This is a genomic window from Longimicrobium terrae (assembly GCF_014202995.1).
GTDB classification, from domain to species: domain Bacteria; phylum Gemmatimonadota; class Gemmatimonadetes; order Longimicrobiales; family Longimicrobiaceae; genus Longimicrobium; species Longimicrobium terrae.
Genome location: NZ_JACHIA010000001.1, coordinates 265,859 through 290,752, shown reverse-complemented (window position 1 = coordinate 290,752; position 24,894 = coordinate 265,859). Strand labels below are relative to the sequence as shown.

Here is a 24,894-nt window from a genome sequence, read left to right as displayed (position 1 = left end):
TAGTTAGGTTCTCAGGCTTCCGTTCAATCAGGTCATACAGGCGAGGCGAACATGAAGGTCCGCGCGAGCGTAAAGCCGATCTGCGAGCACTGCAAAGTGGTCAAGCGGCAGGGCGTCATCCGCATCATCTGCAAGAAGAACCCGCGCCACAAGCAGCGCCAGGGCTGATCCCCGGACTCGGCTTAAGGAGAAGAGCAGGATGGCTCGTATTGCCGGCGTCGACCTCCCCCGCGAAAAGCGCGCGGAGATCGGCCTCACGTACATCTTTGGAATCGGCCGCGCCACGTCGCGCCGCATTCTGAACGAAGCGGGGATCAACCCCGACACGCGCGTCCACGCCCTGAGCGATGACGACGTGAACAAGCTGCGCCGCATCATCGACGCGAGCATTCGCGTCGAGGGCGCGCTGCGCTCCGAGGTGTCGCGCAACATCAAGCGCCTCATGGACATCGGTTCGTACCGGGGGCTGCGCCACCGTCGCGGGCTTCCCGTCCGCGGCCAGCGCACGCACACCAACGCGCGCACCAAGAAGGGCCCGCGCCGGGCCATCGCCGGCAAGAAGAAGCCGGGCAAGAAGTAAGAACGGAAGTGCCCAGTCCCAAGTGCCGGGTTCCCAGTCTCTGGGCACCTGGTACCTGGTACTGTGCACTTCTGTTTCCGATCGGTCCGGCGGCGCGCCGAGGCCGATGACCACCCCGCCGGATTTCGCCGGCGGGGAGCCGTACCGGAGGCGCGGTAGGCCGCGCACCCATACACAGGGACAATCAAGATGGCCAAGCCGAAGACCGCGGGGCGCCCCAAGACCAAGCGCCACGTCGAGAGCGAGGGCATTGCCCACGTGAAGGCGACGTTCAACAACACCCTCGTGAGCATCACCGACATGGCCGGCAACTCGGTCGTGTGGGGAAGCTCCGGCAAGGCGGGGTTCAAGGGCTCCAAGAAGAGCACCCCGTTCGCCGCGACGGTGGCCGCCGAGCAGGCCGCGCGCGAAGCGCTGCAGCTGGGCGTGAAGCGCGTGCACGTGTACGTGCAGGGTCCCGGCTCGGGCCGCGAGTCCGCCATCCAGGCGCTGGCCGCCTCGGGGCTGGGCATTCGCAGCATCCGCGACGTGACGCCCATTCCGCACAACGGCTGCCGGCCTCCCAAGAAGCGCCGCGTCTGATCTGACGGACGGACGTGCCTGGTGCCCCGGTCCACGCGGACCGGCACCGGGCACCGAGCATTTTTCTGGTGATTGGCGTAAACCCTCGCGACCGTCGGGGGGACGAAGCCGAGACACACTCATCATCCAAACGGTTACCCGAACATGGCCCGTTACACCGGACCCTCCTGCAAGCTGTGCCGCCGCGAGGGACAGAAGCTGTTTCTGAAGGGCACCAAGTGCTTCACCGAGAAGTGCCCCGTCGAGCGCCGCCCCTACGCCCCCGGCCAGCACGGCCAGACGGGCGGCGGGCGCCGCAAGAAGGTCTCGGAGTACGCGCACCAGCTGCGTGAAAAGCAGAAGGTGAAGCGCATCTACGGCGTGGCCGAGCGCCCGTTCCGCAACCTGTTCGAGAAGGCCGCTCACGAGACGGGCATCACGGGTGAGAACCTGCTGGTGGCGCTCGAGAGCCGTCTGGACAACGTGATCTACCGCATGGGCTTCGGCTCGACCCGCAAGGAGTCGCGCCAGCTCATCCGCCACGGCCACGTGCAGGTGAACGGCCGCAAGCTCGACGTGCCCAGCGCGCAGGTGAAGCCGGGCGACGAAGTGCGCATTGCGCCCAAGAGCAAGGACATTCTGCCCGTGCAGGCGTCGCTCGCCTCCAAGACCAAGCCCAGCACCGTGGGCTGGCTGGCGGTGGACGAGGGCTCGCGCACCGGCCGGATGGTAGCCCGCCCCACCCGCGCGGACATCCCGCTGGCGGTGCAGGAGCAGCTCATCGTCGAGCTCTACAGCAAGTAAGCTGACGGACGAACCCTGAGCGGCGGAGCGCGGTTGCGCTTCGCCGCCCGGGTGTTTCGCGCACCTGTCCACATCCGGGAGGGGACATCTTGGAACTCGATATTACCGGCCTGCAGATGCCGAATCTGCCCGAGCAGCCGCGCACGGGGCAGATTGTCCTGCGCCCGCTGGAGCGGGGCTTTGGACATACGATGGGCAACACCATGCGCCGCATTCTGCTGAGCAGCCTTCGCGGCTCGGCGGTGTGGGCGTTCCGGGCCGACGGCGTGCTGCACGAGCACCAGACGGTGGCGGGCGTGGTGGAAGACGTGCACGAGATCATCCGCAACCTGAAGTCGCTGGTGCTGCGGATGGACGAGGACGCCGAAGAGGCGGTGCTGGAACTGCGGGCCAACAAGGCCGGCCGCGTCACGGCGCGCAGCATCACCGGGCATCCGTCGGTGGACGTCATCAACCTGGACCACCACATCCTGGAGCTGCAGGACGACCGCGACCTGCGGATGGAACTGTACGTGAACAAGGGCCGCGGGTACGTGCCCGCCGAAGCTCACCCCATTCCGCGCGGCATGCCGGCGGACCTGGTGCGGGTGGACGCGATCTACAACCCGGTGACCCGCGCCAACTTCGTGGTCGAGGAAACGCGCGTGGGCCAGCGCACCGACTTCGACCGTCTGGTGCTGGAAGTGGAGACCAACGGTGCCCTCGACGTTCCGTCGGCCGTGCAGTACGCGGCGCGGCTGGCCATTGAGCACCTGGCCTTTCTTGCCGGCGGCACGCCCGAGTGGCGCGCCGACCGCAGCTGGGGCGACACCGGCGGTGCCGGCGGAGCCGTTCCCGCGGGGCGCGCGCCCATCGCGCCGCGTCTGCAGGAGCTGCTGAACCGTCCCATCGAGGATCTGGCCGAGCTGTCGGTTCGCAGCCGCAACTCGCTGCAGAAGGAAAACATCCACTCGGTGCGCGACCTGGTTCAGCGCACCGAACAGCAGATGCTGGCCATCGACAACTTCGGCAAGAAGTCGCTGCAGGAAATCAGCGACTTCCTGGCGGGCCACGGACTTCGCTTCGGCAGCTCGCTGGAGTCGGACGACGCGGGCACGCTCTGGTGGGTGGTTCGCGACGACGCCGACAACAACGAGCAGAACGGGGGCGCCGACAACGGCCCCGCCGGGGAGCTGTAGAAAGCCAATGAGACACGGAAACAAGGGCCGCGCGCTCGGCCGCACCAATGAGCACAAGCTTGCGCTGCTTCGGAACATGGCCAGCAGCCTGTTCCGTCACGGCCGCATCGAGACCACCACCGCCAAGGCCAAGGAGCTTCGTCCGTTCGCGGAAAAGCTGATCACCCTGGCCAAGCGCGGCGACCTGCACAGCAAGCGCCTTGCTGCGCGGCACATCCAGGACCGCGACGTGCTGGTGCACCTGTTCAGCCAGATCGGGCCGGTGAACGCGTCGCGCGCGGGTGGCTACACCCGCATCCTCAAGACGGGCTTCCGTCAGGGTGACGGCGGCGAGACGTCGCTGATCGAGCTGGTGGATCGTCCCACGGAAGCGGTGGTCATCGGCCGCTGACCGCGGTCTGGTGATCGTCCGTGACGTACCGCGAACCCCGCGCTTCTCTCCGGAGAGGCGCGGGGTTCGTCGTTTTCCGCTGAGTGCCGGTCGTCGGAAGGGGTGAGGTTTCACGCGGAGGCCGCGGAGGTTCGCGGAGGTACGCGGGAAACTGATGAGGGGGATCGTACGTGGCGTGGCTTTCGGATTGCGACAGTAATCTGCATCTTTCTGGATCTCGGATGATCGCCTCTCAACCTGACCGTCGTCTCATGCCTCCCATCACCAAGGGCCAGATCGTCGCGTTCGGCGGCGGCGGGTTCGCCATGGAGCCCTCCAATCCGCTGCTGGACGACTACGCGCTCAGCCTGTGCCGGCGATCGCGCCCGCGCGTGTGCATGATCCCCACGGCCAGCGGCGACGCGCAGGTGTGGCTGGACCGCTTCTACGACGCGTTCGACGACGGGCGCTGCGAGCCGAGCCACCTGACGCTCTTCAGCCGCTCGGTGACGGACCTGCACGCCTACCTGTCGGGCATGGACCTGCTGTACGTGGGCGGGGGCAACACGGTCAACCTGATCGCGATCTGGCGGGCGCAGGGGCTGGCGGATGTTCTGCCCGACGTGCTGGCGGGGGGAACGGTGGCGTGCGGGGTGAGCGCGGGCGGGCTGTGCTGGTTCGAGCGCGGCATCACCGACTCGTACGGGCCCGGCCTAAACCCGCTGCACGATGGGCTGGGCATGCTTCCCGGCGGCTTCTGCCCGCACTACGACAGCGACCCTCGCCGCCCCGCCGCGTTCCGCGACATCGTGCGCGACACCGGGCAGCCGGGGATCGCCGCGGAGGACGGCGTGGGGCTGCACTACGCGGATGGTCGCCTGGTGCGCGCGGTCTCCTCCCGTCCAGAGGCGCGTGCGTGGCTGGCCGAGCCCCTCGGCGGCGGCGACGTGCGCGTGGAGACGATGCCGACCGAGTACCTGGGGGCCTCCGGCCGCGGCTGATCGGGAGATTCGTCCCGGTCCGATCGGGCGGGTTGGTGCGGGTGCGAATGGATTCGCCGCAACAACGGCGGAAAGCCTCGCGGCGTTGGCAGTGAGGCTTCACCTGCACGAAGCCTCGATCCCGGTGTGAGTTCTTCCACGCGCTTCTGCTTCGGCCGGGAGGGGAGCGGGGAGGTGCCGGGGGAGGGGCCTCCCCGCCTGATGACGAGCGAAGCCTTGCGCGCGAAGACCGATCGCGTGACAGAAAAAGGGGAGAACGCGAAAGCGGCCGCACATCCGGGGATGCGCGGCCGCTTTCGTGTTCAGTCCTGCGGGGGACCTGCCGGAACCCTCAGCCCGCCTTGCGGATCTTGCCAGCCGAGATGCAGCTCGTGCAGACGCGGACGCGCTTGTGCGTGCCGTTGTCAGTCACGATCCGGGCAGGCTGGAGGTTGGGACGCCAGACACGCTTGGTCTTGTTGTTCGCGTGGCTGACGTTGTTCCCGCTGCGCGGGCCCTTTCCGCAGACGGCGCAAAAAGCCATCGGAAGTCTCCTGTAGCCGTACCTTTGTATACCAAAACCTGCGAAGCCGGGAATGATAGGGCATTGTTGCCCCGCGGTCAACCCGTGCCCCGCACCCGTTTGCGTTGACGGAGTGTGCGCCCGGGTTTACCTTCCCCCGCCTGTACCCGCCCGCCGTTCCGCGGGCCCCACCCCCGCACACACGGGTATGAAAACAGCACTGATCACCGGCATCACCGGGCAGGACGGAAGCTACCTCGCCGAACTGCTCCTGGAGAAGGGCTATCGCGTCTTTGGTCTGGTCCGCCGCAGCTCCACGGTCACCTTTGAGCGGATCGACCACATCCAGGACCGGCTGGAGCTGGTGTCGGGCGACCTGTCGGACCAGAACTCCCTGTTCTACGCGCTGGAAGCCAGCCAGCCCGACGAGGTGTACAACCTGGCCGCGCAGTCGTTCGTGCAGACTTCGTGGACGCAGCCGGTGCTTACCGGCGACGTCACCGGCCTGGGCGTGACGCGCATGCTGGAAGCCATCCGCATCTTTGACCGCGAACGCCGCATCCGCTTCTACCAGGCGTCGTCGTCGGAAATGTTCGGCAAGGTGCAGGCGGTACCGCAGGACGAGGACACCTCGTTTTATCCCCGCTCGCCGTATGGCGTGGCCAAGGTGTACGGCCACTGGGCCACGGTGAACTACCGCGAAAGCTACGGGATGTACGCGGTCAGCGGCATCCTGTTCAACCACGAGTCGCCGCGCCGCGGGCTGGAGTTCGTGACGCGCAAGGTCACCGACGGCGCCGCGCGCATCAGCCTGGGGCTGAGCCGCGAGCTGCGCCTGGGCAACCTGGACGCGCAGCGCGACTGGGGCTTCGCCGGCGACTACGTGCGCGCCATGCACCTGATGCTGCAGCAGGACGAGCCGGACGACTACGTGGTGGCCACGGGCGAGACGCACACCGTGCAGAAGCTGGTGGAGCTCGCCTTCAGCGCCGTGGGGCTGGACTGGCGCGAGCACGTGAAGCTGGACGAGCGCTTCATGCGCCCCGCCGAGGTGGACCTGCTGGTGGGCGACCCCGGCAAGGCCAAGCGCAAGCTCGGTTGGGAGCCCGAGGTGAACTTCGAGTCGCTGGTGACCATGATGGTGGAGGCCGACCTCGAGCGCCTGCGTGGCAATCGTCGTTCGGCCGTTTCTTCCGCGGTCTGAGCGTCGTGCGCGTTCTGGTGACCGGGGCCGCCGGCTTTGCCGGCGGCTGGCTGGTGCGGGCGCTGCGGGGCCGGGGGCACGCGGTGGTCGCGGCCAGCCAGGACGGGCTCGCTCCCGCCGCGCTGGCCGGCGAGGGCGCGGAGTGGATCGAACTGGACGTGACGTCGGATGACGGGGTGCGCGCGGCCGTGGGCCGGGCGCGCCCCGACGTCGTATACCACCTGGCCGGGCAGGCGTCGGTGGCCGGGGCGTTCGCCGATCCCCTGGGCACGTGGGACGTGAACGCCACCGGAACGCTGCGCCTCGCCCTCGCGCTCCCCCAGGGAACGCGGCTGCTGGTGGTGAGCTCGGCCGAGGTGTACGGCTTGGTGCCGGATGACGAGCAGCCCATCGCCGAAGATCATCCCCAGCGCCCCTGCAATCCGTACGCGGCCAGCAAGGCCGCCGCGGAGATCGCGGCGCTGCAGGCGTCCGGCGTGGAGGTGGTGATTGCCCGATCCTTCAACCACACGGGCCCGGGGCAGGACTCGCGCTTTGCCCTGGCCAGCTTCGCGCGGCAGATCGCGGGGATGCGCGGCGCCGCCGACCCCGTGCTGCGCGTGGGCAACCTGAGCGCGCGCCGCGACCTGCTGGACGTGCGCGACGTCGTCCGTGGATACGTGCGGCTGATGGAAGCGGGCGAGCCCGGCGGCGTGTACAACGTCTGCTCCGGCACCGCGCGCAGCATGGAGGACGTGGTGCGCGACATGATTGCCATCTCCGGCGTCCCCGCGCGGGTGGAGGTGGACCCGGAGCGGGTGCGCCCCGTGGACATTCCGCTGCTGCTGGGCCGCGCCGACCGCCTGGCCGCGCTGGGCTGGGCCCCCGCGATCCCCTTTGAGCAGACGCTCAGGGATCTTCTGGACTCCTTTGCCGGGACGGGTTCGTGACGGGAACGGTTTACCTGGTGGGCGCCGGCCCGGGCGATCCCGGGCTGCTCACCCTGCGCGCCGCCGAGCTTCTGCGCTCCGCCGACGTGCTGGTGTACGACGCGCTGGTGAGCCCGGCGATCCTGGAGCTGGTGCAGACGGAGGAGCGCGTGTTCGTGGGCAAGCGCCGCGGCTTTCAGGCGCGCACGCAGGACGAGACGAACGCGATTCTGGTGGAGCTGGCCGGCCGCTTTCGCCGCGTCGTCCGCCTCAAGGGCGGCGACCCGTTCGTCTTCGGGCGGGGCGGGGAAGAGGCGCTGGTGCTGGCGAACGCGGGCGTCCCGTTCGAGATCGTCCCCGGCGTCACGGCCGGGATCGCGGCGCCGGCGTACGCGGGCATCCCCGTCACCCAGCGCGGGATGGCGGCCAGCGTCGCCTTCGTGACAGGGCACGAAGACCCGGAAAAGTCCGGGACGGACGTGGACTGGGCGCACCTGGCGCGCGGCGTGGGCACGGTGGTGTTCTACATGGGCGTGGGGCGGATGGAGGAAAACTTCCGCCGCCTGGTGGAAGCCGGCCGTCCCTCCGACACCCCCGCCGCCGTGATCGAGTGGGGGACGTACCCGCGGCAGCGCACCGTCGTCGGCACGCTGGACACCCTTCCGGCGCTGGCGGTGGAGGCGGGCATAGGTGCGCCGTCGCTGATCGTCGTGGGGCAGGTAGCCTCCCTGCGCGAGCGCCTGGCGTGGTGGGACCGGCGCCCGCTCTCGGGAAAGCGGATCGTGGTGACCCGCGCCCGCGCGCAGGCCAGCGGCTTCGCGGCCGAGTTGACGGCGCTGGGGGCGGAAGTCGTCCAGTTCCCCACCATCCGCGTGGTCCCGCCCGCCGATCCGGCTCCGCTGCGAGACGCGGTGGGCGAGATCGAATCGTTCGGGTGGATCGTCTTTACCAGCGCCAACGCGGTGGAGCGCTTCTGGGATGCGCTCGCCGCGTCCGGCCGTGACGCCCGCGCACTTTCCGGCGTCAGGATCTGCGCGGTGGGGCCGGGGACGGCCGCGGCGCTGAACGCGCGTGGAATCCGCGCGGACGTGGTGCCCTCCGAGTCGCTGGGCACCGCCGCGGCGGAGGCGCTGCTGGCGGAGGGCCCCGTGGACGGGGTGCGAATCCTGCTTCCCCGGGCGGAAGCCGCCGGCGCGGAACTCCCCGCGCGGCTGCGCGACGCGGGGGCGGAGGTCGTGGACGTGGCGGTCTACGCCACCGCGCCCGACGCCACCGGCGCGGACGAGGTGCGGGCGCTGCTGGCGGGCGGGCAGGTGGATGCCGTGGCGTTCACCGCCGGATCCACCGTCCGCAACTTCGTGCAGGCGGCGGGTGCGGAGCTGGGCGGGGCGCGGGTGGCCAGCATCGGCCCGGTGACCTCCGCCGCGGCGCGGGAACTGGGGCTCACGGTGGACATCGAAGCCGGCGAGCACACGATCGACGGTCTGGTGGCGGCGCTGCGGAACGCGTTCGCGTCTCGAACTCAGGAAAGTTGATGGCGCGATCGGCAGGAGGGATGGGACGGGCTCTTACCGCGGTCATGGGCGCGGCGCTGCTGGACGGCGCCGCGCTTTGCGCGCAGACCATTTCCGCTGATTCCACGCGTCCGCCGGCGGATGTCGTGGACGGCGCGGAGAGAGATGGCGCCGGCCGGCGGGACGACGATGCGCCGCACCACCGGGGCGCGTCGCCGCTGGTGCCGCAGACGCACTGGGCCGTCCGCGCCGCGCGCCGCGCCGACGCATTGGGGCTCATCCCGGGCTACCTTCCCGCGCAGGGCGCCGTGCCGCGCCACGCGCTGGCCCAAGCGCTGGAGCGCGCCGCCATCGCGGCGGACGGCACCCGGCTGCAGCCGCTGGCGGAAGGGTGGCTGTCCCGCTTCTACGAGGAGTTCGGTGAGTACCGCCGTGCCGTCGCGAGCCCCCTGGCGCTGCTGGGCGGGCGGGTGCAGGCCGGGTACGAGAGCGAGGCCGGCCGGCTGACCCCCGCCATCTCGTACGGGCCGTGGCGGATCGATCCCAAGCCCGTGCGGGAACTGTCCGCCGCGCGCGTCCGCGCCGAGGGCGCGGTGCGCCTGGGCGGGTTTGGCGCCGCGTACGCGCAGGGCCGGGCGGACCAGGACGGCGCCGCGCTGCCGCGGTGGGAAGCCGTCGCCGCGGCGGGCTCCTTTTCCGCGTCCGTGGGGCGGCAGGCCGTGGGCTACGGCCCGGGCGTGGGCGGCGCGGTCGTCTTTTATCCCAACGCGCCGCTCACCCGGCTGGAGGTGCAGACCACGCGGCCGCTGGAGCTGCCGTCCGTCCTTCGATACGCCGGCCCGGTGAGCCTGCACACCTTCTTCAGCCGGATGAGCGACCCGGGACGCCACCCGGACGAGGCATGGCTGTGGGGCGCGCGCGTCGCATTTCAGCCCCACGCGCGCCTCACCCTGGCCGTCAACCGGGGCTCCGTGTTCGGCAGCGAGCGGGAGCGCATCTCCCTGTCGCGGCTCCTGCGGATGACGGCGGGAGTGATCCGCAGCAGCAACTTCGAGAACCAGATCCTGTCGTTCGACGGCCGCCTGCGCCTGCCGACGGAGCGCTGGCTCCCCGTCACTCTGTACGCCGAAACCGGCGCGGACGACGGCGCGGGCGCGCTGGATGAGGTGCCCGGGACGGTGGCGGGCGTCTTCATCCCCGCGCTGCCGGGGCTGCCCCAGGTGGCGGTGGGGGGCGAGTACACGCGCTTTTCCACCGTGTGCTGCGGCCACGGGCCGTGGTACTTCAACTCCAGCCAGACCGGCAACTGGGCGCGCGGCAGCCACCCCCTGGGCCACCCGCTGGGCGGCGAGGGGGACGAGGCGCTGGTCTACGCGCAGGCCGACCTGCTGGACGGCCGCCTGCGCCTGGACGGGCGCGCGTTCCGGCGCTCGCGCTCCAACGAATCGCTGGAGCAGTACGGCGGCGCCAATCTCTTTGCGCCGCTCCGTGTGGGACGCAGCAGCGGGGGGAGCGTGGACGCCGCGCTGCGCATCGGGCGGGTGGACCTGACCGCCGCCTGGTTCCGCGACGCGGGCGACGGGTGGCGCCAGCGCCGCCTGCAGGCCGGCGCCGCCGCCTTCTTCTGAGACCGACGTAGAGGTTTTTGATGTCCATATTTCCCACGTACCGCCCGCGCCGGCTGCGGCGGACGGAGGCCCTGCGCTCCGCCTCGCGCGAAACGGTGGTGAGCCCGGCGGACCTGATCCTTCCCCTGTTCGCCGTCCCGGGAACGGGGGTGCGCCGCCCCGTGGGTTCCATGGCCGGGGTGGAGCAGACCTCGGCGGATGAACTGCTGCGCGACGCGGAAGAGGCGCTGCGGCTGGGGATCGGCGGCGTGCTTCTCTTCGGCATCCCCGAGCACAAGGACGAACTGGGGACCGGCGGATACGACGAGGACGGGATCGTGCAGCGGGCCGTGCGCCTGCTCAAGCGCGAGCTTCCCGAACTGCTGGTGATCACCGACGTGTGCCTGTGCGAGTACACCAGCCACGGCCACTGCGGCATCCTGCGCGCGGGGGATGTGGACAATGACGCCACCCTGCCGCTGCTGGCGCGCGTGGCCGCCACGCACGCCGCCGCGGGCGCGGACGTGGTCGCCCCGTCGGACATGATGGACGGCCGGGTGGGCGCGCTGCGCAAGGCGCTGGACGCGGGCGGGTTCGAGCAGACCGCGATCCTGTCCTACGCGGTGAAGTATGCGTCCGCCTTCTACGGGCCATTCCGTGACGCCGCGGAAAGCGCGCCGTCAGAAGGGGACCGGCGCTCGGCGCAGATGGATCCCGGCAACGTGCGCGAGGCGCTGCGCGAGGCCCGGCAGGACGTGGCCGAGGGCGCGGACATGCTGATGGTGAAGCCCGCGCTGTCCTACCTGGACGTCATCCACCGTGTAAAGGAGGACACCGGCTACCCGGTGTTCGCGTATCACGTGTCCGGCGAGTACGCCATGATCGAGGCCGCCGCCCAGCGCGGGTGGATCGACGGGCCCCGCGCCCACGAAGAAGCGCTCACCTCCATCCGCCGCGCGGGCGCGGACCGGGTGGTGAGCTATTATGCGCGCCAGTTCGCCCGGTCGCGCGCCAGGTAGCAGATGGTCCCGGTCTCCGGTGCAGATTTGTAGCAGCGCGGGAGTGCCCGGTGTCACCTTCTGCCGGGTTGAACGTTGGTGGACCCGAATGTGCAGGCGATGCGCGGCGGCGTTGTCCACGCCGTCCGCTGCATCCCGCTCCGGCCAGGTCCGGAGCGGCGCGCCTGTCTGCTCACTTTTGGCGGTAGTTTCCGGCGAGGACGCGCCGGCCGCCTGTCCCTGTGTTTCTGGAATCGATGCTGCCGCCCCTGTTGCTTCGTCTGCGCCGGCCTCTGGTTCTGGGCCTGCACCTGCTGCTGATCCCGCTGGCCTACTATGCCGCCTTCGCGCTGCGGTTCGATCTGCGGATGCCGGAAGACGTGGCGCCCGTGTTCTGGTCCACCCTGCCGTACCTGCTGGGGGCCCGCCTTGCCTCGTTTCTGATCTTCGGGCTGTTTCAGGGCTGGTGGCGCCACGTGGGGATGCGCGACCTGGTGGACCTGGTGCGCGCCGTGACGCTGAGTTCCGCGCTGCTGCTGGGCGCGCTGTTCATGACCAGCCAGGTGGCGGGGGTGCCCCGCTCGGTGCTGGTGCTGGACTGGGTTCTGGCCGTTCTGATCTTTGGCGGCGTGCGCTTTCTGGTGCGGGCCGCGCGCGAGCGCCAGTTCCGCCCGTGGCGCGTGCGCTCCGGCAAGCGCACCCTGGTGGTGGGCGCCGGCGCCTCGGCCGAGCGGCTGCTGCGCCACATTCAGCGTGACGACTCCGACAGCACCTGGCTGGTGGGGCTGGTGGACGACGATCCGGGCAAGCGCGGCATGCGCATGCACGGCATTCCCATGCTGGGCACCAGCGAGGACCTTCCCGCCCTGATCGCGGCCCGGCAGATCGAGGAGGTGATCATCGCCATCCCGTCCGCCACGCGCGAAGAAATGCGCCGCATCGTGCAGCCGTGCATGGATTCGGGGGTGGAGTTCAAGATCGTCCCGTCCATGCGCGAAGTGCTGGACGGCCGCGCCCGCCTGAGCGAGCTGCGCAAGGTGCAGGTGGAGGACCTGCTGGGGCGCGAAACGGTGGCGCTGGAACTGGAGGGCGTGCGCGAGGACCTGGAAGGACGCGTGGTGATGGTCACCGGCGGCGCGGGCTCCATCGGGTCGGAGCTGGCGCGGCAGGTGGCGGCGCTGCAGCCCAGCCGGCTGGTGGTGCTGGACCAGGGCGAAACGCCGCTGTACTACATCGCCATGGAGCTGGAGACGTCGTTCCCCGGGCTGGACATTGTCCCCGTGGTGGCCGACATCACCAACGAGGGGCGGATGGAGGCGGTGTTCAAGAAGCACCGCCCCGACAGCGTCTTTCACGCGGCGGCGTACAAGCACGTGCCGCTGATGGAAGACAACGCGGTGGAGGCGGTGCGCAACAACACGCTGGGCACGCTGTGCGTGGCCAAGCTGGCCGCCAAGTTCGGCACCCGCAAGTTCGTGCTGATCAGCACCGACAAGGCGGTGCACCCGTCCAGCGTCATGGGCGCCACCAAGCGGCTGGCCGAGCGCGTGGTGCTGGGATGGCCGGTGCTGCAGGCCTCGCGCACCGACTTCCGCGCCGTGCGCTTTGGCAACGTGCTGGGCTCCGACGGCAGCGTGGTGCCCCTGTTCCGCAAGCAGCTGGCGGCGGGCAAGCCGCTCACGGTGACGCACCCGGACGTCACCCGCTACTTCATGACCATTCCCGAGGCCGTGCAGCTGGTGCTGCAGGCCGCGGCGCTCCCCGACGCGGCCGGGCGCATCTGCATGCTGGACATGGGCTCGCCCGTGCGCATCGTGGAACTGGCCGAAAACCTGATCCGGCTTTCGGGGCTGGAGCCGTACAGCGACGTGCCCATTCTCTTTACCGGGCTGCGCCCCGGCGAGAAGCTGCACGAGGAGCTGATGTCGGACGTGGAAACCACCTTTCCCACCGCGCTGGCCAAGATCCGGGTGGTGCAGACCCCCGAGACCGAGGCCGAGGCGCTGGTCTCCGGGCTGGACCGCCTGGGCGCCGCGGTGGAGGTGGGAAGCTCGGACGACTGCGTGGCGGCCATCTGCGGACTGATCCCGGAGTGCGTGTCGCCGCTGCGCGAACGCGGGCTGCACGCCGCCTTCGCACGGTAGACAGCGGGTTGCCCGCGTCTCGCAAGTTGCTGTATATTCTTCGGTTGCGTTTTCGGGGGCGCATCTTGGTGGATGCGCCCCCGGCGCATCCCGCTCCTTTTCTACTCCGTGGGACGAATCATGGCGTACACTGAACTTCTGTCGCGCATAGAACGCCGGGAAGCCGTCGTCGGAATCATGGGGCTGGGGTACGTGGGGCTCCCCCTGGCCGTGGAACTGGCCCGCAGCGGATACCGCACGCTGGGCTTCGACATCTCCGAGGGCGTGGTGCGCGGTATCAACGGCGGCCGCAGCCACGTGCAGGACGTGTCGTCGGAGGTGCTGGGCGCGTTCGTGGGCGAGGGGCTGCTTTCCGCCACCGACGACATGACGCGCATGGGAGAGTGCGACGCCATCTGCATCTGCGTCCCCACCCCGCTCAACAAGATCAAGGACCCGGACCTGTCGTTCGTGGCGGCCGCCGCCGAGGCGATCGCCGCGCAACTGCGTCCCGGGCAGATGGTGATTCTGGAAAGCACCACCTATCCCGGAACCACCCGCGACGTGGTGCTCCCCATCCTGGAGCGCGGCGGCCTCAAGGTGGGCGAAAATCTGTTCGTCTGCTTCAGCCCCGAGCGGGTGGACCCGGGCAACCCGGTGTGGCACACGCGCAACACCCCCAAGGTCATCGGCGGCATCACGCCCCGCTGCCTGGAGGCGGGGGTGGCGCTGTACGGCGGCGTGTTCGACACGCTGGTGCCGGTGGAAAGCGCCGAAGCGGCCGAGCTGGTGAAGGTGTACGAGAACACCTTCCGCATGATCAACATCGCCCTCGCCAACGAACTGGCCCAGGCCTGCGACCGGCTGGGGGTGAACGTGTGGGAGGTGATCGACGCCGCCGCCACCAAGCCCTTCGGCTTCATGAAGTTCACTCCGGGGCCGGGGCTGGGCGGGCACTGCATTCCGCTGGATCCGCACTACCTGAGCTGGAAGATGCGCACCCTGGCCTTCAAGACGCGCATGATCGAGCTGGCCAGCGAGATCAACGCCGAAATGCCGGGGTTCGTGGTGGGCAAGGTGGCCGACGCGCTCAACGACGACGGCAAGGCGGTGCGGGGCAGCCGCGTGCTGGTGCTGGGCGTGGCGTACAAGAAGGACATCGACGACCTGCGCGAAAGCCCGGCGCTGGAAATCCTGCGCCTGCTGCAGGAAAAGGGCGCCGACGTGCAGTACCACGACCCGTTCTGCGGCGCCATCCGCGACGACGGCCACACGCCGCTGCGCAACCTCCCGCTGCTGAGCCAGGAGCTCACGGACGAGGCGCTGGCCGGGGCCGACGTGGTGGTGGTGGTGACCGACCACACGGCGGTGGACTACGATCGCGTGGCCGAGCGGGCGCGCGTGGTGGTGGACACCCGCGGGGTGGTGCGCCCGGCGGGACGCGGCGGCGCGCGCATCGTGGGGCTTTCGGGGGTGGCGCGCGGCCCCGAACGGGTGCGGGTGCCGGTACTGGTGGGCTGAACGGTCCGCTTTCGATCCAGCCGCGGGCCCGCTATCTTCGCGGCCCGCGGCGGTTGCGTTTCGCGGTACGGAATCACGTCAAGGAGAACGGTTGATGCGCATAGCGGTGGTCGGGACGGGGTACGTGGGACTGGTGGTGGGCGCCTGCCTGGCGGAAACGGGGAACGACGTGGTCTGCGCCGACGTGGACGCCGGCAAGATCGCGCGCCTGAACGCCGGCGAAATCCCCATCTACGAGCCGGGGCTGGAGCCGCTGGTGGAGCGCAACCTGCGCGACGGCCGCATCAGCTTCACCACGGACGTGGGCCCGGCGGTGGCCTCGGCCGAAATCATCTTCATCGCCGTGGGCACCCCTCCGGGCGAGGACGGCTCGGCGGACCTCAAGCACGTGCTGGCGGTGGCCGACACCATCGGCAGCAACATGCCCGACGACGGCCCGGAAAAGATCGTCATCACCAAGAGCACGGTGCCGGTGGGCACCGCCGCCAAGGTGCGCGCCGCGGTGGCGCGCCACACCGGGCGCACGGTGCACGTCTGCTCCAACCCGGAGTTCCTCAAGGAGGGCGCGGCCGTCCTGGACTTCATGAAGCCGGACCGCGTGGTGGTGGGGGTGGACTCGGAGTACGCGCGCGAAAAGCTGGGCGAGCTGTACGCCCCCTTCGTGCGCACCGGCAACCCCATCCTGTTCATGGACATCGCCAGCGCCGAGATCACCAAGTACGCGGCCAACGCCATGCTGGCCACCCGCATCTCGTTCATGAACATGATCGCGGGGCTGTGCGAGGCGGTGGGCGCCGACGTGACGCACGTGCGCCAGGGCATCGGCACGGACGAGCGCATCGGGCCGGGATTCCTGTTCGCGGGGATCGGGTACGGCGGCAGCTGCTTTCCCAAGGACGTCAAGGCGCTCATCCACACCCTTCGCGACACGGGCGTGGATGCCTCGATCCTGGACGGGGTGGAGCAGGTGAACGACGCGCAGAAGAGCGTGCTGGTGCAGCGCGTGACGGAGCGCTTTGGCGCCGACCTGACGGGGCGCACCTTCGGGGTGTGGGGGCTGAGCTTCAAGCCCGAGACCGACGACATGCGCGAGGCGCCGTCGCTGACGGTGGTGCGCGGGCTGGTGGAGCGCGGCGCGCGGGTGCGCGCGCACGATCCCGAGGCCGGGCACGAGGCCGAGCGCTACTTCGAGGACCTGATCACGAGCGGCGGGCTGACGCTGTGCGAGCACAACTACGACTGCCTGGAGGGCGCCGACGCCCTGCTGGTGCTGACGGAGTGGGCGCCGTACCGCAACCCGGACTTTGCCCGGGTGCGCGCGCAGTTGGGCGAGCCGGTGATCTTTGACGGCCGCAACCTGTGGGACCCGGAGCGCATGCGCGAGGCGGGCTTCCACTACGTGTCCATCGGACGGCAGGCGCGCGCGGGTTCGGCGCGGCTGGCCGCCACGGCCTGAGGCGCGGATGCGGATTCTGATTACCGGGGCCGCGGGGTTCCTGGGCTCGCACCTGTGCGACCGCTTTCTGGCCGAGGGGCACTCGGTGGTGGGGATGGACAACTTCATCACCGGCCACCCCGACAACATCGCCCACCTGATGGGCCGCCCGGACTTTCAGTTCGTGCAGCACGACGTTACCAACTTCATGTACGTGGAGGGGCCGCTGGACGGCGTGCTGCACTTTGCCTCGCCGGCCAGCCCCATCGACTACCTGGAGCAGCCGATTCCCACCCTGAAGGTGGGGTCGCTGGGGACGCACAAGGCGCTGGGCCTGGCCAAGGCCAAGGGCGCCCGCTTTCTGCTGGCCTCCACCAGCGAGGTGTACGGCGACCCGCAGGTGCACCCGCAGCCGGAAAGCTACTGGGGGCACGTGAACCCGGTGGGCCCGCGCGGCGTGTACGACGAGGCCAAGCGCTTTGCCGAGGCCATGACCATGGCGTACCACCGCTTTCACGGGATGGAGACGCGCATCGTGCGCATCTTCAACACCTACGGGCCGCGCATGCGCCCGGGCGACGGCCGCGTGGTGAGCAACTTCATCGTGCAGGCGCTGCGCGGCGACCCCATTTCCATCTACGGCGACGGCTCGCAGACGCGCTCGTTCACCTACGTGGACGACCTGGTGGAGGGGATCTACCGCCTGTTCCTGAGCGACCGGGCGGAGCCCACCAACATCGGCAACCCGGGCGAGTTCACCGTGCGCGAACTGGCCGAGCTGGTGCTGCGGATGACGGGGAGCCGCTCCGAACTGCAGCGCCTGCCGCTGCCGGAAGACGACCCCAAGGTGCGGCAGCCGGACATCACCCTCGCCCGGTCCGTGCTGGGGTGGGAGCCGCGCGTGCCGCTGGAGGAAGGGCTGTCGCGCACCATTCCGCACTTTCGCCGGCTGGTGGAAGAGGGCGATCAGGCCGCCCGGTTTCTGGAGGACGGCGCCGCCGCCGCGCGGCGCTGATCGTCCATCCGCGGTGTGAACGCTTTCTTTTGAAGACGGTGTGCAGTTGATGAGAAGACGAATTGACGGGTACCTGCGCGGGTGGGCCGTGTGCCTGGCGGCGCTGGTGCTTGCCGCGCCCGCCGCGGCGCAGGTGACCACCCCGGCTCCCGCTCCTGCTGCGCCCGCCGCTCCCGCGCCCTCTTCGGTGGGGCAGGCGGGGATGGCGGTGAGCTCCGGGGCCCCGCTGCTGGACGCCCCGGTGAGCCGCGCCCAGTACCTGCTGGGCGCGGGCGATGTGGTGACGGTGTCGCTGACGGGAACGCTGAACCGGGTGTGGGAAGTCCCCGTCAGCCCCGAGGGCGCGCTGGTGGTGCCGGAGCTGGGCGTGACGCGCGTGCTCAACCTGAACCTGGACCAGGCGCAGGCGCGGGTGCGCGACCTGGTGCAGCGCTACTATCAGGGCGTCACCGTGAGCCTGACGCTTGCGGAGACGCGGCGCTTTCGCGTGTTCCTGGTGGGCGGGGTGCCCGATCCGGGCGCGCGGGTGGCCAGCGCGGCCACCCGGGTGAGCGACCTGGTGCCGGTGGACGTGGTGAACGGCGTGGTGCGGCGCAACGTGGTGGTGCGGCGCAGCGCGGGCGATTCCATCATCGCCGACCTGGTGCGGTTCCGCCAGGCGGGCGACCTGGACGCCAATCCGCCGCTGCGCGAGGGAGACGTGGTGGTGGTTCCCACCATCGAGCGTACGGTGGAGATCTACGGACGGGTCCACTTTCCCGGCCGCTACGAGTTCCGCGCGGGCGAGTCGCTGGCCGACCTGCTGATGCTGGCCAACGCCGGGGGCGACTTTCCGGCCAACGCGGCCGACACGGTGCGCGTCACGCGGTTCCTGGGCGCCGAGCAGCGGGAGTTCCACACCTTTTCGCGCGCGGAGGCGATCGGCGTGGCGGGGCGCGCGTTCCGGCTGCGCCCCGCGGACGCGGTGTACATCGCCCAGCTGACCAATTTCCAGGAGCAGCGGACGGCCCTGGTCATCGGCCAGGTGGTGCGGCAGGGGACGTACCCCATCCGCCCGGGCGTCACCACGGTGCGCGAACTGGTGCAGCTGGCCGGCGGGTTCACGCCCGAAGCGTCGCTGGTGGACGCCACGCTGCGCCGCAGGCAGCGGGTGGGCGGCAGCGGCGGAAACGTGCTGGGCGACCTGCAGGGCGTGCCGCCGGAGCTGCTGAGCTCGGATGAGCGGCGGCTGCTGCAGGCCCGCGGGCAGGGGGACCCCAACGTGGTGGTGCTGGACTTTCAGCGGCTGTTCGCCGCCGGGGGCGACGCGCTGGACCAGGTGCTGGAGGCCGGCGACGAGCTGGTGATTCCGCTGCGCCGGACCGGGGTGACGGTGCTGGGCGCGGTGGGGCAGCCGGGGCTCATCCAGTACGTGGAAGGGCGCACCGCCGAGGACTACATCCGCCTGGCCGGCGGGTACAACCGCCGCGCGGACCGCGGCGAGGTCACCGTCTTCGGCGCGCAGTTCGGCAGCCGCACGCAGCTGGGCGACGTGCGGGCCATCGTTCCGGGCGACCAGATCGTGGTGCCGTTCCGGGAGCGCCGCAATCCGCTGCAGACGCTGCAGAGCGCGCAGAGCATCATCAGCACCATCTCGGGAGTGGCACTCACCATCATCGCCTTCCGCCAGATCTTTCCCCGTGATCCATGACCTGGCGGAGCCGCCCGCCCGCGGCGGGCGGGCGGAGCGCGACACCCTGAACGAGCCGATGGCGAACGAGACGGAACCGGCGCCGGGCCTTCGCGCCGTGGACCTGGCGGCCGCGCTGCTGCGGCGGTGGAAGTGGGTGCTGGGCGCGGCGGTCCTGGTGCCCTTGGCCGCCGTCGCCACGCGCTACCTGCTGACGGCGCGCTACAACGCGGACACGCTGCTGGTGCCCTTTGCCGCCACGCAGCAGTCCGGCGGGGCGGCGCTGGCGCAGCTTCCCGCCGGGGTGGGCGGCATGCTGGGCCTGCCGCAGTCGGGCAACGACCGGATGGTGGGGGTGGTGCTGGGGAGCCGCACCCTGCTGGACTCGCTGGTGGCGCGCCTGGGCACCACCCCCGGGCGGACGGCGGAGATCCACGAGATCTTCTGGGAGCACACCCGGGTGAACCGGGCCCCCGACGGCTCCATCCGCATCGAAGTGGGCGCCACCACGCCGCAGCTGGCGGTGGACATCGTACGTGCGTATCCCGTGATCCTCAACTCCCTGCTGTCGCGCGTCAACACTGACGGCGCCAACCGCAAGGAGGCGTTTCTGCGCATGCAGCTGGACAGCGCGCGCGAGGCGCTGGTGCGCTCCGAGGAGCGGATGCTGAGCTTTGGCCGCGCGGTGCCCTCCGGCCAGGTGGACGAGGCCAGCGCGGCGCGCACGCTGCAGGCCGCGGCCGAGGCGCAGCAGGCCATCAACGAGCAGGAAGTGGTCGTGGCCCAGCTGCGGCAGTCGGTGACGGAGCAGAACCCGCAGATGCAGGCCGCGCTCGCCGAACTGGCCACCCGCCGCGCACAGCTGCGCCGGCTGACGGACGGCGGGTCTTCGTCGAGCCGCGTCTTTACCCCGCTGGGGCAGGGCGCCGACGTGCGCGTGGCCTCCACCCGCCTGCTGCGCGACTACACGCAGAACGAGCGGGTGTACCAGAGCCTCACCGCCGCGCTGGCGCAGACGCAGATCGACGCCAACAACACCCTCCCGGTGCTGACGGTGCTGGACGCGCCGGTGCTGCCGGGCGCGCCCGCCCGTTCGCCGCTGTGGAAGCTGGTGCTCACCTGGATGGTGCTGGGGGTTCTGCTGGGGATGGGCGCCGCGCTTCTGGCCGAGGCGATGCGCCGGGTGCGCAGCGCGCCGCAGAACGAGCCGCTCTTCGAGGCGTGGCGGCAGGTGCGCGGCGGGCGGCGCTCCCGCGCGGGAGCCCGCTGATGCGTGTTCTGGTGGTGGCCGGGGCGCGGCCCAACTTCATCAAGGTCGCGCCCATCCTGCGCGCGCTGCACGCGGCGGGGGACGAGGCGGTGCTGGTGCACACGGGCCAGCACTACGACGACCGCATGTCGGACGCCTTCTTCCGCGACCTGGGGATGGCCCCGGCGGACTTTCACCTGGGGGTGGGCTCCGGCTCGCACGCGGAGCAGACCGCGCGGGTGATGGTGGCGTTCGAGCCGGTGCTGCTGCAGGTGCGCCCGGAGTGGGTGGTGGTGGTGGGCGACGTGAACAGCACCCTGGCGTGCGCCCTGGTGGCCGCCAAGCAGGACGAGTCCGTGGGGTGCCGCGTGGCGCACGTGGAAGCCGGGCTGCGCAGCGGCGACTGGCGCATGCCCGAGGAGGTGAACCGCGTGCTCACCGACCGGCTTGCCGACCTGCTGCTTACCCCCAGCCGCGACGCGCTGCACAACCTGCGCGCCGAAGGAATCGCGGAGGAGCGGGTCCGGTTCGTGGGGAACGTGATGATCGACACCCTGTTTGCCCAGCTGGAGTCCGCCCGCGCCCGTGACGCCGCGGGGGCAATGGGGCTCCCGCGCGGGGGGTACGCCCTGGCCACGCTGCACCGCCCGTCCAACGTCGACAGCCCGGACGCGCTGGGCGCCGTGCTGGGCGCGCTGCGCCAGGTGGCGGCCAGCACCCCCGTGGTGCTGCCGCTGCACCCGCGCACCCGGGCCCGCGCGCGCGAGTTCGGCCTGGAAGGACTGCTGGAAGGACTGCACGTGCTGGAGCCTGTGGGGTACACCGACATGCTGTCGCTGGTGGACGGCGCCGCGGTGGTGCTCACGGACAGCGGCGGGGTGCAGGAAGAAACGACCGCGCTGGGCGTTCCCTGCGTGACGCTGCGCGAGCAGACCGAGCGCCCGGTGACGGTGACGGAGGGAACCAACCGCCTGGCCCCGTGGCCGCTGACGGCGGACGGCGTGGTGTCCAGCTTCCGCGCGGCGCAGGCGCGCGGGCGTCGTCCCGACGGCGTGCCCGGCCCCGAAGGGTGGGATGGTGCCGCCGCGGAGCGCATCGTGCATGCCCTGCACGCCCTTGCCCGCACGGACGGCGCGGCGGGCTTCTGATCGCCCCGGGGCGGTGACGGAGCGACGCGCCCGCGCGTCATCTGTTTCCGCCGCCGGGCCGTTGTTTTCTGCCGGGCGGCGGTGCCGCGCGGCATGCGCCGGAGGGATCCGGCGGTCACTGCATGAGAGTGTGGATGAGCACTGAGACAGTTTCGCGCGTGCTGGTGGCCGGAGGTCCGGAGGGCCGGCCGGTGCGTCCGGCCGGGGCGCCGCCCGCGGCGGCGGGGCCGGTCGTGGTGGTGGAGCCGGTGGGGGCGTGGGGCGCGCTGCACCTGCGCGAAACCTGGGAGCACCGCGAGCTGCTCCTGTTTCTGACGCTGCGCGACGTAAAGGTGCGCTACAAGCAGACGGTGCTGGGGCTGGGGTGGGTGGTTCTCCTTCCCCTGCTCACGGCCATCGTCTTTACCGTGTTTCTGGGCAACGTGGCGCGGGTGGACTCGGGCGGGGTGCCGTACCCCCTGTTCGTGTACTCCGCGCTGCTGCCGTGGACCTTCTTCGCCAGCGCGGTGACCAGCGGGGCGGGGAGCGTGGTGGGGAGCGCCCACCTGGTCACCAAGGTGTACTTTCCCCGGGTGATCGTTCCCGCGGCGGCCATCGCGGCCCGGCTGGTGGACTTCGCCATCTCCTTTCTGGTGCTGGTGGGGATGATGCTGGTGTACCAGGTGGCGCCCACGCGCAACCTGCTGATGATCCCCGTGCTGGTGGTGCTGGTGAGCCTGCTGAGCTTCGCTTTCGGGCTGATGCTGGCGGGAATCAACGTGCGCTGGCGCGACGTGGGGATGGCGGTGCCGGTGCTGCTTCAGCTCTGGATGTTCGCGTCGCCGGTGGTGTACTCGGCCAGCATGGTGCCCGCCCGGTGGCGGACGCTGTACAACCTGAACCCGGTGGTGGGCATCGTCGGCAACTTCCGCGTGGCGGTGAGCGGCGGCGCGTTCGACTGGCCCGCGCTGGGGATTTCCGCGGCCGCCACGGTGGTTCTGCTCGCGCTTTCCGCGTACGTGTTCGCGCGGGTGGAACGCAACTTCGCCGACTACATCTGATGCAGTCTGTCGTACAGGTACAGCACCTTTCCAAGCGCTACCAGATCGGGGCGCGCCCGGTTTCACGCAGCCTGCGCGAAGCGCTGGGAGAGACGATGCGCGCCCCGCTCGCGGCCCTGCGCCGCGGGGGCGCGACGCCGGCCACCACCCTGTGGGCGCTGGACGACGTCAACTTCGAGATCGCGCCCGGCGAGGTGGTGGGCTTCATCGGCCACAACGGGGCGGGGAAGTCCACGCTGCTCAAGGTGCTTTCGCGCATCGTGGCGCCCACCCGCGGGCGGGTGGAGCTGCGCGGGCGGGTGGGAAGCCTGCTGGAGGTGGGCACCGGCTTTCACCCCGAGCTCACCGGGCGCGAAAACGTCTTTCTGAACGGCGCCGTGCTGGGAATGAGGCGCGCCGAGATCGCCGCCAAGTTCGACGAGATCGTGGCCTTCGCCGAGGTGGACCGCTTCATCGACACCCCCGTGAAGCGCTATTCCAGCGGCATGTACATGCGGCTGGCGTTCGCCGTGTCGGCGCACCTGGAGCCCGAGATCATGATCGTGGACGAGGTGCTGGCCGTGGGCGACCTGGCGTTCCAGAAGAAGTGCCTGGGCAAGATGGGCGACGTGGCGCGCCACGGCCGCACCATCCTGTTCGTGAGCCACAACATGCAGGCCATCGCCAACCTGTGCACCCGCGCGCTGCTCATGCAGGGCGGGCGGGTGGAGTTTGACGGGCCCACGCTGGACGCCATCGGCCTGTACCACCGCCAGTACCAGGTGGGAAGCACGCGGCGCGAGTACGACGGCGACGCCCTGGTGGGCGACGACGAACTGGCCATGCGCCTGCTTGCCGTGCGCCAGGAGGACAACGAGACCGGGAGCTTCGAGTCGCACCTTCCCGTGCAGGTGGAGATGGAGGTGCGGGTGGGGAACCCGCCCCGCTTCGAGGGGCTGGTGATCGGCTTTGCCGTGTTCAACGAAAACCAGGTGGAGCTGTTTTCGTCGTACTTCGACGACCTGGACCCCACCAAGCCGGGGATTCCGCAGCCCGGGGTGTACCGGCTGCGCTGCGAGATCCCCGCGCACTTCCTTCCCGAGGGAACGTTCCGCCTGGTGCCCGACGTGGGGATCTCCAAGGTCCGGCGGGTGGCGGGCGAGGAGCAGCAGCTGCAGTTCTCGGTGAACAACGTGCGCGGGGTGGGAAGCCGCTGGGAGCTCAGCGGGTGGCGCAGCGGAAGCGCGCTCCTTCCGTACCTTCCGTGGGAAAACCGGGTGGAGTTCCCCGCCGCCGCCGACGCGGCGGTATCCGGGTGAGCGTGCAGACGGCCGAAGACGGGCGGGTGCCCGCTTCCGGCGCGGCGCCGCGCATCGCGCTGGTGATCCAGGGGCCCATCTACGAGCAGCTGAACGGGCACTCCACGCTGGAAATCCTGGAGTTTCTGAGCGCCTCGCCGCTGCGCCGCCACTTTCACGTGGTGTACGCCGCATGGGACACCGAGGCCCCCGAGCGGCTGAACGTGCTGCGCCCGCACCTGGACCAGGTGAGCCTGGCGCGGCAGCCGGAGCGGTGGGGAAGCGGAAACCGCAACCTGCAGCGCCACGGCATCGCGGCGGCGCTGGACCTGATCGAGCCGGGCGGCTTCGAGTACGTGCTCAAGACCCGCAGCGACTTCGGCCTCACCGACCGGCTGCTGGGCGCGCTGGTGGAGCGCGCGGAGCGGGGGTACGAGCGGGTGCTGGTGACCAATGTATTCACCCGCTACGAGCCGTTCCACATCTCGGACATGCTGGTGTTTTCCACCTTCGCCAACGTGCGGGCGTGGTACGACACGCGCGAGGTGTACTACGAGGACCTGTACTCGCCCGAGGTGCAGTTCGCGCGGATGTTCGTGCGCAGCCGCCAGCTCCCGTACCCCATGACCATGCTGGGGCACCTGGAGTTTCTGCGCGACTGGATCGAGGTGCTGGACTTCGGGGAGTACGGGCTGGTGTGGTTCAAGGACCTGCAGATCAGCCGGTCGGCCTTCAACCGGTTCAACTGGATCATCTACGACCGCGACAGCGGCCCCACGCTCACGCGGCTGATTCCCGCGGGGTACCCGGAGCGGCTGCGGCGCACGTGGATTCCGCTGGGCGTGGTGGCCACGGGGCTGCTGCTGCGCGACCTGCTGGTGCGTTCGACGCTGGTGGGCGGGGGCGCGCTGCTGGAGCGGCTGGGGCTGGGCGTAAAGTTCACCACCTTCCGCCTCGCCTCTGGAAAGCAGCTGCGGTTCAAGTGGGGGGTGGCCACCAAGCGCTACGCCTACTACCACGTGGATCCCATGGGGAGCGAGCACGACATGCCCATCGGGGGGCACACCCGGCGCCCGCCGCCGCCCGCGCAGCTGGGCGAGCCGCTTCCGGAGATGCGCACCGTTCTGCGCACGCCGCTGCTGCGCGTGGACCTGCTGCGGGCCTCCCCTCCCTCCGGGAAGGAGTAGCCG

Annotated in this window: 23 protein-coding genes; 22 read left to right on the top strand and 1 reads right to left on the bottom strand. The window is 70.5% G+C overall.

The genetic code is table 11. The features are described 5' to 3' along the window. Positions 1-51 precede the first annotated feature (51 nt). The 7 genes from rpmJ to HNQ61_RS01200 all read left to right on the top strand — a co-directional run bounded on the left by rpmJ (position 52) and on the right by HNQ61_RS01200 (position 4,494). Positions 52-168 (top strand): 50S ribosomal protein L36, encoded by a 117-nt coding sequence (rpmJ, locus tag HNQ61_RS01230; protein ID WP_170030895.1) that lies wholly within the window; start codon positions 52-54, stop codon positions 166-168. A 31-nt stretch (positions 169-199) separates the two neighbouring features. Then, complete coding sequence (gene rpsM, locus HNQ61_RS01225; RefSeq protein ID WP_170030893.1) at positions 200-580, top strand: 30S ribosomal protein S13; 381 nt, start codon at positions 200-202, stop codon at positions 578-580. 189 nt (positions 581-769) lie between these two features. Beyond that, positions 770-1,162: a 30S ribosomal protein S11 gene (gene rpsK / locus HNQ61_RS01220; protein WP_170030891.1), complete on the top strand. Its 393-nt coding sequence runs from the start codon at positions 770-772 to the stop codon at positions 1,160-1,162. A gap of 144 nt (positions 1,163-1,306) precedes the next feature. Further along, on the top strand, positions 1,307-1,945 hold the full coding sequence (gene rpsD / locus HNQ61_RS01215) for a 30S ribosomal protein S4 (RefSeq protein WP_170030889.1): 639 nt from the start codon (positions 1,307-1,309) through the stop codon (positions 1,943-1,945). An 89-nt stretch (positions 1,946-2,034) separates the two neighbouring features. Beyond that, the gene (locus HNQ61_RS01210; protein WP_170030887.1) at positions 2,035-3,123 is read left to right on the top strand and encodes a DNA-directed RNA polymerase subunit alpha; all 1,089 of its coding nucleotides are present in this window, start codon (positions 2,035-2,037) and stop codon (positions 3,121-3,123) included. A gap of 7 nt (positions 3,124-3,130) precedes the next feature. Continuing rightward, positions 3,131-3,514, top strand: coding sequence for a 50S ribosomal protein L17 (gene rplQ, locus HNQ61_RS01205; protein WP_170030885.1), 384 nt, complete (start codon positions 3,131-3,133; stop codon positions 3,512-3,514). A gap of 251 nt (positions 3,515-3,765) precedes the next feature. Beyond that, positions 3,766-4,494: a Type 1 glutamine amidotransferase-like domain-containing protein gene (locus tag HNQ61_RS01200; protein ID WP_170030883.1), complete on the top strand. Its 729-nt coding sequence runs from the start codon at positions 3,766-3,768 to the stop codon at positions 4,492-4,494. A 331-nt stretch (positions 4,495-4,825) separates the two neighbouring features. Here the strand turns inward: HNQ61_RS01200 and rpmB are convergent, their stop codons facing one another. Next, positions 4,826-5,017 carry a 50S ribosomal protein L28 gene (rpmB, locus tag HNQ61_RS01195; RefSeq protein ID WP_170030881.1) on the bottom strand — a complete coding sequence of 64 codons (192 nt, stop codon included), beginning with the start codon at positions 5,015-5,017 and terminating at the stop codon, positions 4,826-4,828. A 187-nt stretch (positions 5,018-5,204) separates the two neighbouring features. Here rpmB and gmd point away from each other — a divergent pair, with 187 nt between their 5' ends. The 15 genes from gmd (at position 5,205) to HNQ61_RS01120 (ending at position 24,891) form a co-directional block, all read left to right on the top strand. Then, entirely contained in the window at positions 5,205-6,200 is a 996-nt protein-coding gene (gene gmd / locus HNQ61_RS01190; protein ID WP_170030879.1) for a GDP-mannose 4,6-dehydratase, read from the top strand. 5 nt (positions 6,201-6,205) lie between these two features. Then, positions 6,206-7,129, top strand: a complete 924-nt coding sequence (locus HNQ61_RS01185; RefSeq protein ID WP_170030877.1) for a GDP-mannose 4,6-dehydratase — start codon at positions 6,206-6,208, stop codon at positions 7,127-7,129. After that, positions 7,126-8,643 (top strand): uroporphyrinogen-III C-methyltransferase, encoded by a 1,518-nt coding sequence (gene cobA, locus HNQ61_RS29430; RefSeq protein ID WP_170030875.1) that lies wholly within the window; start codon positions 7,126-7,128, stop codon positions 8,641-8,643. The genes HNQ61_RS01185 and cobA overlap by 4 nt, the downstream gene beginning before the upstream one ends. A gap of 20 nt (positions 8,644-8,663) precedes the next feature. Then, on the top strand, positions 8,664-10,250 hold the full coding sequence (locus HNQ61_RS01175; RefSeq protein ID WP_170030873.1) for a capsule assembly Wzi family protein: 1,587 nt from the start codon (positions 8,664-8,666) through the stop codon (positions 10,248-10,250). Positions 10,251-10,270: 20 nt separating this feature from the next. Continuing rightward, positions 10,271-11,248 carry a porphobilinogen synthase gene (gene hemB / locus HNQ61_RS01170; RefSeq protein WP_170030871.1) on the top strand — a complete coding sequence of 326 codons (978 nt, stop codon included), beginning with the start codon at positions 10,271-10,273 and terminating at the stop codon, positions 11,246-11,248. Between the two features lie 236 nt (positions 11,249-11,484). Continuing rightward, the gene (locus HNQ61_RS01165) at positions 11,485-13,371 is read left to right on the top strand and encodes a polysaccharide biosynthesis protein (RefSeq protein ID WP_170030869.1); all 1,887 of its coding nucleotides are present in this window, start codon (positions 11,485-11,487) and stop codon (positions 13,369-13,371) included. A gap of 120 nt (positions 13,372-13,491) precedes the next feature. Further along, on the top strand, positions 13,492-14,871 hold the full coding sequence (locus HNQ61_RS01160) for a nucleotide sugar dehydrogenase (RefSeq protein WP_170030867.1): 1,380 nt from the start codon (positions 13,492-13,494) through the stop codon (positions 14,869-14,871). 94 nt (positions 14,872-14,965) lie between these two features. Then, positions 14,966-16,327 carry a UDP-glucose dehydrogenase family protein gene (locus HNQ61_RS01155; protein WP_170030865.1) on the top strand — a complete coding sequence of 454 codons (1,362 nt, stop codon included), beginning with the start codon at positions 14,966-14,968 and terminating at the stop codon, positions 16,325-16,327. A 7-nt stretch (positions 16,328-16,334) separates the two neighbouring features. Then, positions 16,335-17,321 (top strand): UDP-glucuronic acid decarboxylase family protein, encoded by a 987-nt coding sequence (locus HNQ61_RS01150; RefSeq protein ID WP_170030863.1) that lies wholly within the window; start codon positions 16,335-16,337, stop codon positions 17,319-17,321. 49 nt (positions 17,322-17,370) lie between these two features. After that, on the top strand, positions 17,371-19,011 hold the full coding sequence (locus HNQ61_RS01145; protein WP_170030861.1) for a polysaccharide biosynthesis/export family protein: 1,641 nt from the start codon (positions 17,371-17,373) through the stop codon (positions 19,009-19,011). Continuing rightward, complete coding sequence (locus HNQ61_RS01140) at positions 19,001-20,260, top strand: GumC domain-containing protein (protein WP_170030859.1); 1,260 nt, start codon at positions 19,001-19,003, stop codon at positions 20,258-20,260. The genes HNQ61_RS01145 and HNQ61_RS01140 overlap by 11 nt, the downstream gene beginning before the upstream one ends. Next, complete coding sequence (gene wecB, locus HNQ61_RS01135; RefSeq protein WP_170030857.1) at positions 20,260-21,387, top strand: non-hydrolyzing UDP-N-acetylglucosamine 2-epimerase; 1,128 nt, start codon at positions 20,260-20,262, stop codon at positions 21,385-21,387. Before HNQ61_RS01140 ends, wecB begins: the two co-directional genes overlap by 1 nt. A gap of 134 nt (positions 21,388-21,521) precedes the next feature. Further along, a complete protein-coding gene (locus tag HNQ61_RS01130; RefSeq protein ID WP_170030855.1) occupies positions 21,522-22,427 on the top strand; it encodes an ABC transporter permease in 906 nt (301 codons plus the stop codon). After that, positions 22,427-23,725 (top strand): ABC transporter ATP-binding protein, encoded by a 1,299-nt coding sequence (locus HNQ61_RS01125; protein ID WP_170030853.1) that lies wholly within the window; start codon positions 22,427-22,429, stop codon positions 23,723-23,725. Before HNQ61_RS01130 ends, HNQ61_RS01125 begins: the two co-directional genes overlap by 1 nt. Beyond that, positions 23,722-24,891: a hypothetical protein gene (locus HNQ61_RS01120; protein ID WP_170030851.1), complete on the top strand. Its 1,170-nt coding sequence runs from the start codon at positions 23,722-23,724 to the stop codon at positions 24,889-24,891. The genes HNQ61_RS01125 and HNQ61_RS01120 overlap by 4 nt, the downstream gene beginning before the upstream one ends. Positions 24,892-24,894: the final 3 nt, after the last annotated feature.

Excerpts from the sequence above, each read along its gene's own strand:
- rpsM (WP_170030893.1), top strand. The coding sequence starts at position 200 with ATGGCTCGTATTGCCGGCGTCGACCTCCCCCGCGAAAAGCGCGCGGAG.
- hemB (WP_170030871.1), top strand. The coding sequence starts at position 10,271 with ATGTCCATATTTCCCACGTACCGCCCGCGCCGGCTGCGGCGGACGGAG.
- rpsK (WP_170030891.1), top strand. The coding sequence starts at position 770 with ATGGCCAAGCCGAAGACCGCGGGGCGCCCCAAGACCAAGCGCCACGTC.
- HNQ61_RS01160 (WP_170030867.1), top strand. The coding sequence starts at position 13,492 with ATGGCGTACACTGAACTTCTGTCGCGCATAGAACGCCGGGAAGCCGTC.
- HNQ61_RS01130 (WP_170030855.1), top strand. The coding sequence starts at position 21,522 with ATGAGCACTGAGACAGTTTCGCGCGTGCTGGTGGCCGGAGGTCCGGAG.
- HNQ61_RS01200 (WP_170030883.1), top strand. The coding sequence starts at position 3,766 with ATGCCTCCCATCACCAAGGGCCAGATCGTCGCGTTCGGCGGCGGCGGG.
- rpsD (WP_170030889.1), top strand. The coding sequence starts at position 1,307 with ATGGCCCGTTACACCGGACCCTCCTGCAAGCTGTGCCGCCGCGAGGGA.
- HNQ61_RS01150 (WP_170030863.1), top strand. The coding sequence starts at position 16,335 with ATGCGGATTCTGATTACCGGGGCCGCGGGGTTCCTGGGCTCGCACCTG.
- HNQ61_RS01155 (WP_170030865.1), top strand. The coding sequence starts at position 14,966 with ATGCGCATAGCGGTGGTCGGGACGGGGTACGTGGGACTGGTGGTGGGC.
- gmd (WP_170030879.1), top strand. The coding sequence starts at position 5,205 with ATGAAAACAGCACTGATCACCGGCATCACCGGGCAGGACGGAAGCTAC.
- HNQ61_RS01125 (WP_170030853.1), top strand. The coding sequence starts at position 22,427 with ATGCAGTCTGTCGTACAGGTACAGCACCTTTCCAAGCGCTACCAGATC.
- rpmB (WP_170030881.1), bottom strand. The coding sequence starts at position 5,017 with ATGGCTTTTTGCGCCGTCTGCGGAAAGGGCCCGCGCAGCGGGAACAAC.
- rpmJ (WP_170030895.1), top strand. The coding sequence starts at position 52 with ATGAAGGTCCGCGCGAGCGTAAAGCCGATCTGCGAGCACTGCAAAGTG.
- HNQ61_RS01165 (WP_170030869.1), top strand. The coding sequence starts at position 11,485 with ATGCTGCCGCCCCTGTTGCTTCGTCTGCGCCGGCCTCTGGTTCTGGGC.
- rplQ (WP_170030885.1), top strand. The coding sequence starts at position 3,131 with ATGAGACACGGAAACAAGGGCCGCGCGCTCGGCCGCACCAATGAGCAC.
- wecB (WP_170030857.1), top strand. The coding sequence starts at position 20,260 with ATGCGTGTTCTGGTGGTGGCCGGGGCGCGGCCCAACTTCATCAAGGTC.
- HNQ61_RS01175 (WP_170030873.1), top strand. The coding sequence starts at position 8,664 with ATGGGACGGGCTCTTACCGCGGTCATGGGCGCGGCGCTGCTGGACGGC.
- HNQ61_RS01145 (WP_170030861.1), top strand. The coding sequence starts at position 17,371 with ATGAGAAGACGAATTGACGGGTACCTGCGCGGGTGGGCCGTGTGCCTG.